A 12,663-nucleotide genomic window follows, 5' to 3' on the forward strand; every position below is an offset into this window, starting at 1 on the left:
CGGGCAAGCCCGGCTCCCACACTGTTTCGCCGCGTGGCTTACTGCGCGGCGGGCAACAGGAACCGCGCAATCACCGGCAAATGATTGGAGATACGCACCGTATCGCTCTGGCGCACCTTGCTCTCAACCTTCTTGATGCGCGAGCTGTGGAACAGGTAATCCAGCGTACGATCAGGCCCCTCTACGGTTGGGTCATTCGGGAAATACGTCAGCCACTTGTCCCGGTCAATCCCGCTGGATTGGCTGTTGCTCGGGATCATCGGGTACTTTTCCCACAGCAGGTGCAGCTCACTGTCCGGCGAGTATTGCCCGCGCTTGCCGGGGTCCAGGCGCAGGAATTGCCCGAGCGGCAACAGGTTGAAATCCCCACCCATCAGCCATGGCGTGCCGCGGCTCTCGAATTTATCCACCAGCTTGACGGTCGCCTGCACCTGTTCCAGCACGGCGTTGTGCCCGGGGGCCGCGCCGTCCAGGCGAGTATTGAGCACGGCCAACTGGCCGCCATCGCTCAACGGCAGGTAGGTCAGCAATAACGCGGGCTTGGGCTGGAACTGACGGCTGATCAGGTTGGCGCGTGCCACCGGCAATTGCAGGCGCTCGGCGTGTTCGATCTGGTAGCGGCTCATGGTCACCAGCTTGCGGCCGACGCTGCCGAAGATATGCAGGTCGGGCACGAAGTCGGCTTTCCAGTCGAAGGCCTGGGCGCTGCACGGGTAGAGGTCGGCCAGGCGTTCCTGGAGCAAGGCCAGTTGGTCCTGGTAGCTGGAAGGCTTGGCGCCTTCGTCGACTTCCTGCAACAGCAGGATGTCGGGCTGCTCGTCGCGGATCACCCGCGCCACTTCGTCGAGGCTTGAAGCCATGTCTTCAACGGTCGGGCGGTCGTCCGGGCCGCTGCCGTCCGGGGTGTCGTACCAGAACACGTAGTTCTTGCCCGCCAGGTACTGCACGTTCCAGGTCATGACCTTTAGCGCCTGCCCAGGCAGCAGGGTCGGCGCACGGGGCGCGACGCAGCGGATGGGCAGGGTTTCCTTGTCGGCAGGGCGCCAGGTCAGGCTGTAGATCAAGCCGGTCAGCAGGGCCGCGAGGATCAGCAGGCCCACCAAGGTAATGCGCAGTAGTCGGGTCATCGGCTCGGCTTATGGCGTTGCAGGACAGGCCCGGAGCATATCACCGCGCGTCGGCGTCGCCACCAATCAACATGAACAGGCGGAACAACACCACGCTGGTGAACAGTTGCAGGAAGCTTTGTGCGCTGTCGATCAGCAGGCCCAGCAGCGGGTTCGGGTCCGGATAGACGGCCACGCTGGCGCCCTTGAGCAACCACAGCGGGGTCATCACGCACAGCAGGCACACCAGGATCCGCCAGAAATGCCCACGGGTCAGGCGCAGGCTTTCCTTCATGGCCGACAGCGCCGACATGCCCCGCAGCACCAGCAGGTATTCGGCGAAAGCCAGCACCACCATCAGCCACAGGCCGGGCAGGAAATACAGCGACAGGCCCAGCAGGATCAGCAGCGTGCTGATTGCCGTCAGCAGGGCAAAGCGCGGCCACAGGGTCAGGGCCATGGCCAGCACATCCAGGGTGCGCGGCGATTCTCCCCGGGTGCGGGCGTCGAGGAACAGGATCAGTGCGCCGGTGTACAGCGGGTACACCAGCAGCCCGATCACCACGCTGTAACCGGGAAACGCATCTGGGCCGAGCGTGTGGTCGAGCACCTGTTGCAGCAGGGCTTCGAGGATCACCAGTGGCAGGCACAACTGCACGATGGCGCCCAGGTTGCGCTTGAAAAAGAAGAAGGAGTCGCGCAATACGTCTAACGGATTCATCAGGGTCTTCACAGGCCGAAAAGCAAGGGCGTTACTTTAACCGATCATGAGCAGATGCAAGCAAACGTAAACCTTGCGTAAAGACCATTGAAACAATCAGCAACAGCCCCATAACTGGGTTGTACCTTGCACATCGTGCGCAAGGCGAAGATTTCTACCGGCAATCTAACGAGGTCGCCATGAACAGCGAAGAACAAACCCTGATCGACGGACTGTTTTCACGGTTGCAGCAAGCCGAAACGGACTCAGCCCCCCGCGACGCCCAGGCTGAAGCGCGGATCAAGGAACACGTCACTCGCCAACCGGCCGCTGCGTACTACATGACCCAGTCGATTCTGGTGCAAGAGCACGCGATCAAGAGCCTCGATGCGCAGAACAAGCAGCAGGCCCAGCAGATCCAGGAGTTGCAGGACCAACTGCAACAGGCCAGGTCCCAGGCGGCGCAGCCTGCACCGAGCAGTGGCGGTTTCCTGTCGAGCATTTTCGGCGGCGGTTCCCGTGACCCGCAGCCGACCCAGAGCGCACCTGCGTCGTCGGGCGGTGGCTGGCGTGAACCAGCGCGTCCGTCGTTTGGCGGGCAACCTGCGCCGCAGCAGAACTACGGTGCTCCCCAGCAGAACTATCAGCAGCCACAACAGGCACCCGCAGCGCCGATTGGCAGCGGTTTCCTCGGCGGCGCCCTGAAAACCGCAGCTGGCGTGGCCGGTGGTGTGATGCTGGCAGAAGGCATCAGCAGCCTGTTCAGCCACAACTCGCAACAACCGCAAGTGGTTGAAGAGATCATCCGCGAAGAGCCGGCCCCGGCCAGCGACAACGGCAACTGGGGCAACGACGACCAGAAATATGCCGGCAACGACAGCTGGGGCAGCGACAACGCCTCCGACAGCTTCGCCGACAACGACTATTCCGACGACTCCTCCTCCTTTGGCGACGACGATTCCTTCGTCTGACCCACACTCAACCGGGGCGCTTCGTCGCCCCGGGCTGATTTTTCTCGGAAACTCCCTTGTGGCTGGCATACTGGCAACCTTTCCGGGCCTTTGAGTCCGGGGTCCATGCGCGTGTCATGAGGATTTGCGGTGAAAAAGATAGCCGTGTTCGCCGATGTACAAAACCTCTACTACACCGTGCGCCAGGCGTACGGCTGTCACTTCAACTACGCCGCCCTGTGGGCTGATATCAGCCAGCGCGGGCAGATTGTCGAGGCGTATGCCTATGCCATCGACCGTGGCGACAGCAAGCAACAGCAGTTCCAGCAGATCCTGCGCAACCTGGGTTTTACCGTGAAGCTCAAGCCTTACATCCAGCGCAGCGACGGCTCGGCCAAGGGCGACTGGGACGTGGGCATCACCATCGACATCATGGACGCCGCCGCCCATGTCGACGAAGTGGTGCTGGCCTCCGGCGACGGTGATTTCGACATGCTGCTGGACCGCATCATCAGCAAGCACGGCGTCGAAGCCGTGGCCTACGGCGTGCCGGGGCTGACGGCCAACTCATTGATACGCGCCGCCAGCCGCTACGTGCCGATTGAAGGCGCGTTGCTGCTTAAATAGATTTTTGACGGAGTTGGAACAGGTTTGGAACGTATAGCGGTCATCGACTTTGAAACCACCGGCATCCAGCCGAGCAGCAGCTGCCGGGCCACGGAAATCGCCGTGGTCATCCTGGAGCAGGGCCAGATCGTGGAGCGCTACCAGAGCCTGATGAACGCTGGTGTGCGTGTGCCGGGGTTTATCGAGCAACTGACCGGCATCAGCAACGCCATGCTGCGCACCGCACCGTCGGCGGAGCGGGTGATGAACGAGGTGAACGAGTTTGTCGGCACCACGCCGCTGCTGGCCCACAACGCCGCGTTTGACCAGAAGTTCTGGGATTTCGAGCTGGGGTTGATCCGGCGTACGCGTTTGCAGAAGTTTGCCTGTTCGCTATTGCTGGCGCGACGCTTGATGCCGGCGGCGCCGAACCACAAGCTGGGTACCCTGACCTCGTTTGCCCAACTGCCCCACACCGGCAAGGCTCACCGGGCGATGGCGGACGCGGAGATGGCGGCGAACCTTACCGCGCATCTGGCCGAGGAACTGCGTCGCACCCACGGGTTGCGGGAGTTGTCACACGAATTGCTGTGCAGCTTGCAGAAGGTTCCGGCGGCGAAGATCAATGATCATCTGAAGAAGCATCGCGGGTTCTAAGTCGCTTGAGCAGAACTCCATCTTCAACACGACGAAGATCCAAATGTGGGAGCGGGCTTGCTCGCGAATACGGAGTATCAGCAAACACATGCGCTGACTGACACACCGCATTCGCGAGCAAGCCCGCTCCCCCATTAGTTTTGCGGTGTTATTGAGGCTGTAAGCAGTCCAGCGACCGATCCACCACCACCTTCGAATCAGTGAAGCTACTGACGTCATCGCAGGCAAGCCAGCTCCCACAGTTGAGCGAGGGTGTTTCAGGCAACTCGGTCAACTATGGCGAACGTTCCCACGCTCCGCGTGGGAATGCCGCCCTGGACGCTCTGCGTCCGCTCTTGAAGTCGTGACGCAGAGCGTCACCGGATGCGTTCCCACGCAGAGCGTGGGAACGAGCTGCAGAGCGGCGTGTTCAGTTGCCACTCTTCCCATTCCCCTCCAACTGCCCCAACGGCACCCGCCGCTCTATCGCGCTCGACAAGATGATCGAGGTCTTGCTGAACCCGAATTTCGCCACCCGATTGATCAGGTTCTCCAGCTCCGGCATCGAGCCCACCGCCGCCTGCATGATCACGCACGGATCGCCCGTCACCCGATGGCATTCAGTCAACTCGGGAATTTCCGACAGCGCGTCGTAAACCTTCTGGCTCCCATGATTGGTCAACCGCAACTCAATCACGCACTGGATCGGCAACCCCACCTTCGACAGGTCGACCTTGGCCTGATACCCGGTAATCACACCACTGGCTTCCAGTTTCGCCACTCGCTCAGCCACGGCGGGTGCGGACAGGTTCACGGTGCGCGCCAGTTGCGCGTAGGACGCGCGGCCGTCTTCCAGCAGGGCGCTGAGAAGCATACGGTCGTATTTGTCCATGATAAGGCTCCGGGAATGCATAGCTTTCGAAAGCACGGTTTATAGCCTTGATAACCATGTTTTGAAAAGTGTACTGGCGCTTTAAACAGGTTTTGTAACTTATGTTTACGGCCGGGGATTTCTAAAATAACGCTCCCTTGTCCTGCCACAGAGCTGCCCAATGCCTGGCCCACGTCGCTTTCCCTTACCGTTGATCGCCGCCTTTTTTGCGTTGTACGTGATCTGGGGGTCTACCTACCTGGTGATTCGCATTGGTGTGGAGTACTGGCCGCCGCTGTTGCTGGCGGGGATTCGCTTTATGACAGCGGGTGCGCTGATGTATGCCTTCCTGCGCTGGCGCGGGGCGCCGGCGCCGACGTGGGTGCAGTGGAAGGCTGCCGCGAAGATCGGCATTTTGCTGCTGACCTTCGGCAACGGTGCGGTCAGTGTGGCCGAACATACGGGCGTGGCGTCCGGGGTTGCCGCGTTGGCGGTGGCGACGGTGCCGTTGTTCACCTTGCTCTGTGGTTATTTCTGGGGCACGCGCAATACCCGTCTGGAATGGGCCGGGGTGGTGCTGGGGATTATCGGTATCGCCATGCTCAATATGGGCTCCAACCTGCAATCGAGCCCCACCGGTGCGGCCTTGCTGATCTTTGCGGCGGCGGCCTGGGCCTTTGGTTCGGTGTGGAGCAAGCATTTGCCGCTGCCTCAAGGCGCGATGGCCAGTGCGGCGGAGATGCTGATCGCCGGTTTCGTGCTGCTGTTGCTCAGTGCCGTCAGCGGCGAACACCTGCAAGCCATGCCGCCGCTGGAAGGCTGGCTGGCCCTGGCGTACTTGACCGTGTTCGGCTCGATCATCGCCTTCAATGCCTATATGTACCTGCTCAAGCACGTACGCCCGGCGGCGGCCACCAGCTATGCCTACGTCAACCCGGCGGTGGCGGTGTTGCTCGGGATTGTGTTTGTCGGTGAGACCATCGGCACGGAGGAAGCCCTGGCGATGTTGGTGATTATCAGCGCGGTGCTGCTGATCAGCCTGCCACAGTGGCGAAAGCCAAAACCGGAAATAAGGTAAACTGCCGCGCATTGCGACCTTGCGCTGACTTTTTCCTACGGTATTTCCATGACTTTCGCCACACTTGGCCTGATCGAACCCTTGCTGCGCGCCCTTGAGACGCTTGGCTACCAGACCCCGACGCCGGTGCAGGCGCAAGCCATTCCGGCGGTGCTGGCAGGCCGTGACCTGATGGCTGCGGCCCAGACCGGCACCGGCAAGACCGCCGGTTTCGCCGTGCCGCTGCTGCAACTGCTGACCATGGAAGGGCCGAAAGTCAGCGCCAACTCGGTGCGCGCGCTGATCCTGTGCCCGACCCGCGAACTGGCCGAGCAGGTTCATGCGAGCGTCGCCGAGTACGCCCAAAACGTGCCGCTGACCACTTACGCCGTGTACGGCGGCGTGAGCATCAACCCGCAGATGATGAAGCTGCGCAAAGGCGTTGATGTGCTGGTCGCCACCCCTGGCCGCCTGATCGACCTGTTCCGCCAGAACGCGCTGAAGCTCAACCAGCTGCAAACCCTGGTGCTGGATGAAGCCGACCGCATGCTCGACCTGGGCTTCTCCGAAGAACTGGCGAACATCTACCGCATGCTGCCGAAAAAACGCCAGACCTTGCTGTTCTCCGCAACCTTCTCCGACGAGATCCGCCAGTTGGCCGGGCAGATGCTCAACGACCCGCTGACCGTCGAAGTCAGCCCGCGCAACGTCGCCGCCAACACCGTCAAGCAATGGGTGGTGCCGGTGGACAAGAAGCGCAAGGCCGAGCTGTTTGTGCACCTGATGCGCAAGGGCCGCTGGAAGCAGGTGCTGGTGTTCGCCAAGACCCGTAACGGTGTGGACGCGCTGGTGGAAAAACTCCAGGGCCTGGGCATCAATGCCGACGGGATTCACGGCGACAAGCCACAAGCCACGCGCCAGCGTGCGCTGGATCGCTTCAAGAGCAGCGACGTGCAGATCCTGGTGGCCACCGACGTGGCGGCCCGTGGCCTGGATATCGAAGACTTGCCGCTGGTGGTCAACTTTGACCTGCCGATCGTGGCCGAGGACTACATCCACCGCATCGGCCGTACCGGTCGTGCGGGCAACACCGGTGAGGCGATTTCCCTGGTGTGCGCCGATGAAGTGAACATGCTGTCGGCCATCGAGATGCTGACCCGTCAGACGTTGACCCGGAAGATGGAGCAGGACTTCGAACCGGAGCACCGTGTGCCGGATACCGATGCCACTGGTCAGGTGGTGAAGAAGCCGAAAAAGCCGAAGAAACCCAAGGCTTCGGGCGGCGGTGGTGGCAAGCGCAACCTGGGCAAGTGGGTGGACAGCGGGGAGGCGACGCCGGTCGAGCCTTCGATCAAGCCAGTGCGTAAGGTGCCCGTGTTTAACACCGGGCCGCGGAAAAAGAAGTAGGGCTTGTTGGTTATCATGTAAACGCATAGTGACTACCGTGAGCGGAGCAATTCCGCTCGCGTCAAGTTGTGCCTCGTCATCCTTGATGAGTTATTGCTTGTGATTTGGATATTTTTTGTAATTGTCGCCGTGTTTAAGTGCTGGAACTTAAAATGCTTCATTTCCACTGAGGTTGAGTCAGAAACTGATTTCTGAATGACGAACTTAGATGGAGATGTAGATATGGCTGTGTTTTTAGTACCTTTTGTTTTGCCGGTCCTGGCGGCGGCGGGCATTATCGGCGGCGTTGTTGTAGACGGCGAAATCAAGAAAGGCAAGGCTGCTGACGAGAAAGCTTTCAAGCAGGTAGAGTTGCGTGTGGCCGAATTAAGGTCCCGGGTTGAAGACCATGCGGCGCGCGGCGAGTATGGGCAGGCAATCCATTCGTTCAGAGAGTTGATGTCGTTGTATGAGGCTAATTATTCGATCAGTCCTGAGATAAGGGCGCCATTGGATAAGTATCTACAGGATATGCTTTATACCAGTCAGGAAGAGGGCCAGAAACTCAGCTACGCCTTCAAGCAGGAATGGAGCGATTTGAAACACGGCGATCCTTCCAGACTCTTCAGTGCGTATTCAGGTTATATAGAAAATCTGAAAATTTTACTGCCTGAAGAGGATGCTTTCCTGCAGAAGCAAGTAACAGCTTTTAAACGTGCCTATCCCGATCTAACGGCCAGTTGAGTCAGAGGTAACTTTGCTGCCGGGCGGTGATGGGGTGAGTGGGTCATGCCGGGGTGGCCGGCCTCAACCACTCAAGAACACCGCGCCCTGCCGCCTGCCCGCTGGCAAAACACCCCGTCAGCAAATACCCGCCCGTCGGCGCTTCCCAGTCCAGCATCTCGCCTGCGCAAAAAACGCCCGGCAATTGCTTGATCATCAAGCGTTCATCCAGCGCCTCAAACGGCACGCCGCCTGCGGTACTGATGGCTTCATCCATTGGCCGGGTTTTCACCAGCGTCAGCGGCAGCGCCTTGATATCCACCGCCAGCTGCGCCGGATCATTGAAGTGCTCCGCCGGTGCCAGCTCGCGCAAAAGCGCCGCCTTCACCCCATCCAGTCCCAACTGACTGTGCAAATGCTTGCTCATCGAGCGCGAGCCGCGCGGCTTGCTCAGCGCTGCGATCACCTTGTCCAGTGGCTTACTCGGCAACAGGTCAATGTGCACTGTGGCCGATCCATCCCGGTTGATCGCCTCACGAATCGGTGCCGACAACGCATAGATCAGGCTGCCTTCGATGCCCGTGGCGGTGACCACACATTCCCCCAGCCGTGGCTTGTCGTCTGCCAGGCCAATGGCGACGTTTTTCAGCGGTGCCCCGGCGAATTTACTGACCATCAACTCGCTCCAGGCCGACACCTCGAAGCCACAGTTGCTCGGTTGCAACGCCGCGTAAGGCACGCCTTTGTCTTCCAGCAACTTCAGCCACGCCCCATCCGAGCCCAAGCGCGACCAACTGCCGCCGCCCAAGGCCAGCAACACCGCATCACCGCGTACGCTTTTGTCGCCCTCGGGGCTGTGGATAAGCAGGCTGCCGTCGGCATTCCAGCCCAGCCAGCGATGGCGGGTGTGGATAACTACGCCCTGGTCGCGCAGGCGCTTGAGCCAGGCCCGCAGCAGCGGGGCGGCTTTCATGTCAGTAGGAAACACCCGGCCGGAGCTGCCGACAAAGGTTTCAATCCCCAGCCCGTGTATCCATTCGCACAACGCTTCGGCACCGAACTGACGCAGCAACGGCGCCATGCACGGCGCCCGTTCGGCATAGCGCGCCAGAAACGCCGGGTACGGTTCGGAATGGGTGATGTTCATGCCGCCCACGCCCGCCAGCAGGAACTTGCGGCCTACCGAGGGCATACCGTCGTACAGGTCGACCCGGATCCCGGCCTGGCTCAACACTTCGGCAGCCATCAGCCCCGCCGGGCCGCCGCCGATGATGATGACGTGTTGAGATGGGGTTTGAGTCTGGGGCATGGGGATAACTGCGGTTCGGCAAAGTAGGCCGAGCATTCTACCCGAGGATGCTCATGCTGCCTGATCAAAAAACATACAGCCTTCTGCAGGCCAGGCGGCTTATGGCCTGCAGGGGCTTTCACTCAGGTTATCCACAGGCAGTTCCACAGCGATTGTGGGTAACGCGCATAACTCAATGACAGCCTGATGACGTCCAGACGCGCTGCGCGCTGTGGTGCAGGATCCCGTGGCGACGGGCCAGGGCAGGACGGTCTTTGCTGTAGCCGCCGCCGATCACCCCGACCACCGGAATATCGCGGCCCAGGCAGTGGCGCATCACGCTTTCATCGCGGGCGGCGACGCCTTGGTCTGTCAGCTTGAGGTAGCCGAGGGCGTCGTCCTTGTGTACATCCACGCCGGCGTCATACAGCACCAGGTCGGGCTGATACAGCGGCAGCAGGTAGTTGAGGGCATCGTCGACCACCTTGAGGTAGTCCGCGTCGCCCATGCCCATCGGCAGCGGGATGTCCCAGTCGCTTTGCGCCTTGCGCGCGGGGAAGTTCTTTTCGCAGTGCAGGGACACGGTGATTGCATCCGGGGTGTCGTGGAGGATGCGTGCGGTGCCGTCGCCCTGGTGCACGTCGCAGTCGAAGATCAGCACCCGGTTGACCCGCCCGCTGGCCAGCAGGTAATGGCTGATCACGGCCAGGTCATTGAAGATGCAGAAACCCGCCGGGTAATCGTAGTGGGCGTGGTGGGTGCCGCCGGCCAGGTGGCAGGCCAGGCCGTGTTCCAGGGCCTGCTCGGCGGCCAGCAACGAACCGCCCACCGCGCGCACGGTGCGTCGGGCCAGGGCTTCGCTCCAAGGCAGGCCAAGGCGCCGTTGGTCTTCGCGCGACAACTCGCCGCTCATGTAGCGTTCGATATACCCAGGTTCATGGGCCAGGGCCAGAATCTCGGCGGGGCAGAGTTCCGGGCGCAGCAGTTGGCTGTCCCGTGTCAGGCCGCTCTCCACCAGATGGTCACGCAACAGGCGGAATTTATCCATGGGGAAGCGGTGGTCTGCCGGGAACTCGGGGCTGTAGTCGTCGTGGTAGATCAATGGCAAGGGCATGGCGATTTCTGACGGGAACCAGCGACGGATCTTAACAGCGCGTTACACTCACGCACATGGCAAGGGAGGGGGACCAATGGAGCCGATACTGCAATTGGAAAGCGCACGCCTGGTGCTGCGCCAATGGAGCGATGCCGACTTGCCGGAGTTTGCGCGCATGTGCGCCGACCCGCAGGTGATGCGGTATTTCCCGGCCACCTTGAGCCGCCTGGAAAGTGCCGCGCTGATCGGGCGTATTCGCGGCCATTTTGCCGAGTACGGTTTTGGCCTGTGGGCGTTGCAGCGCAAGGACAGCGGCGAGTTCATCGGCCTCACCGGCTTGCTGAATGTGAGCTTCGAGGCCCCGTTCACTCCGGCGGTGGAGATCGGCTGGCGCCTGGCCAGGGAACATTGGGGCCTGGGTTACGCCAGCGAAGCCGCCTGGACTGCCCTGCGCTGTGGTTTCGACCGGCTGAAGCTGGACGAAATCGTTTCGTTTACCACTGAAGCCAATCTGCCATCACAAAAAGTCATGCAGGCCATCGGTATGCATTACGATCCCCTGGCAGATTTTGAACACCCCAAGGTCGCAGCCGATGACCCCTTGCGGCATCATGTGTTGTATCGCATCACCCGCGCCCAATGGTTGGACACGCTGCACGGATAAGCAGCCCGGAATGCCCAATAGATTGTTGTAGGAGATGCTCTATGAGCCAAGTGTTGGAAGATCTGGTGGACCTGCTGACCCTGGAACCGATCGAGGAAAACCTCTTTCGCGGCCGCAGCCAGGACCTGGGCTTTCGCCAGCTGTTCGGCGGCCAGGTGCTCGGCCAGTCGCTGTCGGCGGCCAGCCAGACCGTTGAAGAGGCGCGGCATGTGCATTCGTTGCACGGTTACTTCCTGCGCCCCGGCGATGCGGCGTTGCCGGTGGTGTATTCGGTTGACCGGGTGCGCGATGGCGGCAGTTTCAGCACGCGGCGGGTGACGGCGATCCAGAAGGGCAACCCGATCTTCACCTGCAGCGCTTCGTTCCAGTACGACGAAGAAGGCTTCGAGCACCAGACCACCATGCCCGTAGTGGTCGGCCCGGAGAACCTGCCGTCGGAGCTGGAACTGACCCAGCAGCGTGCGCACCTGATTCCCGAGCACATGCGCGAAAAGCTGCTGTGCCCCAAGCCGATCGAAGTAAGGCCGGTGACCGAGAAAGACCCGTACAACCCGCAGCCGTCCGACCCGGTCAAATACGTGTGGTTTCGTGCGGACGGCGCCCTGGCCGACTCGCCGGCGCTGCACAAATACCTGCTGGCCTACGCTTCGGATTTCGGCCTGCTGACCACCTCGCTGCTGCCCCACGGCAAGACCGTGTGGCAGAAAGACATGCAAGTCGCCAGCCTCGACCACGCGCTGTGGTTCCACGCCGACCTGCGTGCCGATGACTGGTTGCTCTACGCCATGGACAGCCCATGGGCCGGCAATTCCCGTGGGTTCTCCCGGGGCAGCGTGTACAACCGCGCCGGGCAACTGGTGGCATCGGTCACCCAGGAAGGCTTGATTCGTCATCGCAAGGACTGGGCATGAGCCTCAGTGATGTGAAGCACTGGGTGTTCGACATGGATGGCACCCTGACGGTGGCCGTGCATGATTTTGCGGCGATCCGCGTGGCCCTGGATATTCCGGCGACTGACGACATTCTTACGCACCTGGCAGCGTTGCCCGCCGATGAAGCAGCGGCCAAGCATGCGTGGTTGCTTGCGCATGAGCGTGAGTTGGCGCTGGGTTCGGTAGCCGCTACCGGTGCCGTGGAGTTGGTGCGGGAATTGGCCGGGCGGGGTTATCGCCTGGGCATCCTGACGCGCAATGCGCGGGAGCTGGCCCATGTGACATTGCAGGCGATCGGCCTGGAGGACTGCTTTGCAGCCGAGGATGTGTTGGGGCGTGATGATGCGCCGCCCAAGCCTGACCCGGGTGGTTTGTTGAAGCTGGCGCGAGCGTGGGAAGTGGCGCCGCAAGAGATGGTGATGGTCGGTGATTACCGGTTTGATCTGGATTGCGGGCGGGCGGCGGGGACGAAGACTGTGCTGGTCAATCTGCCGGAAAACCCGTGGCCGGAGCTGGCGGATTGGCATGCTGAAGATTGCGCGGTATTGCGCCGGATGATTTAGTCCGGTCGATGAAAATCCAATGTGGGAGCGGGCTTGCTCGCGAATGCGGTGTGTCAGTCAATACATAGGCTGACTGATCCACCGC

14 protein-coding genes are annotated in these 12,663 nt (G+C 61.3%); 9 read left to right on the forward strand and 5 right to left on the reverse strand.

Annotated features, from left to right (window positions below; translation table 11 throughout):
• Nucleotides 1–38: 38 nt before the first annotated feature.
• Together AC3WKX_RS29805 and AC3WKX_RS29810 are read right to left on the reverse strand one after the other, a co-directional pair.
• On the reverse strand, nucleotides 39–1,127 hold the full coding sequence (locus AC3WKX_RS29805; RefSeq protein ID WP_102605471.1) for an endonuclease/exonuclease/phosphatase family protein: 1,089 nt from the start codon (nucleotides 1,125–1,127) through the stop codon (nucleotides 39–41).
• Between the two features lie 40 nt (nucleotides 1,128–1,167).
• Complete coding sequence (locus AC3WKX_RS29810) at nucleotides 1,168–1,827, reverse strand: YciC family protein (protein WP_003215498.1); 660 nt, start codon at nucleotides 1,825–1,827, stop codon at nucleotides 1,168–1,170.
• Between the two features lie 179 nt (nucleotides 1,828–2,006).
• On the opposite strand from AC3WKX_RS29810, the gene AC3WKX_RS29815 reads away from it, so the two are divergent.
• From AC3WKX_RS29815 to AC3WKX_RS29825, 3 genes are all read left to right on the forward strand, one after another.
• The gene (locus tag AC3WKX_RS29815) at nucleotides 2,007–2,777 is read left to right on the forward strand and encodes a DUF2076 domain-containing protein (protein WP_008436594.1); all 771 of its coding nucleotides are present in this window, start codon (nucleotides 2,007–2,009) and stop codon (nucleotides 2,775–2,777) included.
• Nucleotides 2,778–2,906: 129 nt separating this feature from the next.
• Nucleotides 2,907–3,383 (forward strand): NYN domain-containing protein, encoded by a 477-nt coding sequence (locus AC3WKX_RS29820; RefSeq protein ID WP_003215502.1) that lies wholly within the window; start codon nucleotides 2,907–2,909, stop codon nucleotides 3,381–3,383.
• Between the two features lie 24 nt (nucleotides 3,384–3,407).
• A complete protein-coding gene (locus tag AC3WKX_RS29825) occupies nucleotides 3,408–4,019 on the forward strand; it encodes a 3'-5' exonuclease (RefSeq protein WP_008436599.1) in 612 nt (203 codons plus the stop codon).
• Nucleotides 4,020–4,428: 409 nt separating this feature from the next.
• Here the strand turns inward: AC3WKX_RS29825 and AC3WKX_RS29830 are convergent, their stop codons facing one another.
• Nucleotides 4,429–4,890 carry an Lrp/AsnC family transcriptional regulator gene (locus AC3WKX_RS29830; protein ID WP_003215506.1) on the reverse strand — a complete coding sequence of 154 codons (462 nt, stop codon included), beginning with the start codon at nucleotides 4,888–4,890 and terminating at the stop codon, nucleotides 4,429–4,431.
• Between the two features lie 160 nt (nucleotides 4,891–5,050).
• On the opposite strand from AC3WKX_RS29830, the gene yedA reads away from it, so the two are divergent.
• From yedA to AC3WKX_RS29845, 3 genes are all read left to right on the forward strand, one after another.
• A complete protein-coding gene (gene yedA / locus AC3WKX_RS29835; protein ID WP_102605472.1) occupies nucleotides 5,051–5,947 on the forward strand; it encodes a drug/metabolite exporter YedA in 897 nt (298 codons plus the stop codon).
• Nucleotides 5,948–5,995: 48 nt separating this feature from the next.
• The gene (rhlE1, locus tag AC3WKX_RS29840) at nucleotides 5,996–7,333 is read left to right on the forward strand and encodes an RNA helicase RhlE1 (protein ID WP_003215511.1); all 1,338 of its coding nucleotides are present in this window, start codon (nucleotides 5,996–5,998) and stop codon (nucleotides 7,331–7,333) included.
• Between the two features lie 195 nt (nucleotides 7,334–7,528).
• On the forward strand, nucleotides 7,529–8,056 hold the full coding sequence (locus AC3WKX_RS29845; RefSeq protein WP_256344190.1) for a hypothetical protein: 528 nt from the start codon (nucleotides 7,529–7,531) through the stop codon (nucleotides 8,054–8,056).
• Between the two features lie 43 nt (nucleotides 8,057–8,099).
• On the opposite strand, the gene AC3WKX_RS29850 is transcribed toward AC3WKX_RS29845, so the two are convergent.
• On the reverse strand, nucleotides 8,100–9,344 hold the full coding sequence (locus AC3WKX_RS29850; protein WP_102605474.1) for a TIGR03862 family flavoprotein: 1,245 nt from the start codon (nucleotides 9,342–9,344) through the stop codon (nucleotides 8,100–8,102).
• A gap of 172 nt (nucleotides 9,345–9,516) precedes the next feature.
• A complete protein-coding gene (locus AC3WKX_RS29855) occupies nucleotides 9,517–10,437 on the reverse strand; it encodes a histone deacetylase family protein (RefSeq protein ID WP_008436610.1) in 921 nt (306 codons plus the stop codon).
• 76 nt (nucleotides 10,438–10,513) lie between these two features.
• Here AC3WKX_RS29855 and AC3WKX_RS29860 point away from each other — a divergent pair, with 76 nt between their 5' ends.
• From AC3WKX_RS29860 to AC3WKX_RS29870, 3 genes are read left to right on the forward strand one after another with little or no spacing between them, the layout of a single operon-like run.
• The gene (locus tag AC3WKX_RS29860) at nucleotides 10,514–11,083 is read left to right on the forward strand and encodes a GNAT family N-acetyltransferase (protein ID WP_003215518.1); all 570 of its coding nucleotides are present in this window, start codon (nucleotides 10,514–10,516) and stop codon (nucleotides 11,081–11,083) included.
• A gap of 41 nt (nucleotides 11,084–11,124) precedes the next feature.
• Entirely contained in the window at nucleotides 11,125–11,994 is an 870-nt protein-coding gene (tesB, locus tag AC3WKX_RS29865) for an acyl-CoA thioesterase II (RefSeq protein ID WP_003215520.1), read from the forward strand.
• Nucleotides 11,991–12,578, forward strand: coding sequence for an HAD family hydrolase (locus tag AC3WKX_RS29870; RefSeq protein WP_087693557.1), 588 nt, complete (start codon nucleotides 11,991–11,993; stop codon nucleotides 12,576–12,578). The genes tesB and AC3WKX_RS29870 overlap by 4 nt, the downstream gene beginning before the upstream one ends.
• The last annotated feature ends 85 nt before the right edge of the window (nucleotides 12,579–12,663 follow it).

Source organism: Pseudomonas sp. GP01-A4, assembly GCF_058780865.1.

Coding starts and splice junctions, on each gene's coding strand:
- AC3WKX_RS29805 (WP_102605471.1), bottom strand. CDS start 1,127: ATGACCCGACTACTGCGCATTACCTTGGTGGGCCTGCTGATCCTCGCG.
- AC3WKX_RS29810 (WP_003215498.1), bottom strand. CDS start 1,827: ATGAATCCGTTAGACGTATTGCGCGACTCCTTCTTCTTTTTCAAGCGC.
- AC3WKX_RS29815 (WP_008436594.1), top strand. CDS start 2,007: ATGAACAGCGAAGAACAAACCCTGATCGACGGACTGTTTTCACGGTTG.
- AC3WKX_RS29830 (WP_003215506.1), bottom strand. CDS start 4,890: ATGGACAAATACGACCGTATGCTTCTCAGCGCCCTGCTGGAAGACGGC.
- yedA (WP_102605472.1), top strand. CDS start 5,051: ATGCCTGGCCCACGTCGCTTTCCCTTACCGTTGATCGCCGCCTTTTTT.
- rhlE1 (WP_003215511.1), top strand. CDS start 5,996: ATGACTTTCGCCACACTTGGCCTGATCGAACCCTTGCTGCGCGCCCTT.
- AC3WKX_RS29845 (WP_256344190.1), top strand. CDS start 7,529: ATGACGAACTTAGATGGAGATGTAGATATGGCTGTGTTTTTAGTACCT.
- AC3WKX_RS29850 (WP_102605474.1), bottom strand. CDS start 9,344: ATGCCCCAGACTCAAACCCCATCTCAACACGTCATCATCATCGGCGGC.
- AC3WKX_RS29855 (WP_008436610.1), bottom strand. CDS start 10,437: ATGCCCTTGCCATTGATCTACCACGACGACTACAGCCCCGAGTTCCCG.
- AC3WKX_RS29860 (WP_003215518.1), top strand. CDS start 10,514: ATGGAGCCGATACTGCAATTGGAAAGCGCACGCCTGGTGCTGCGCCAA.
- tesB (WP_003215520.1), top strand. CDS start 11,125: ATGAGCCAAGTGTTGGAAGATCTGGTGGACCTGCTGACCCTGGAACCG.
- AC3WKX_RS29870 (WP_087693557.1), top strand. CDS start 11,991: ATGAGCCTCAGTGATGTGAAGCACTGGGTGTTCGACATGGATGGCACC.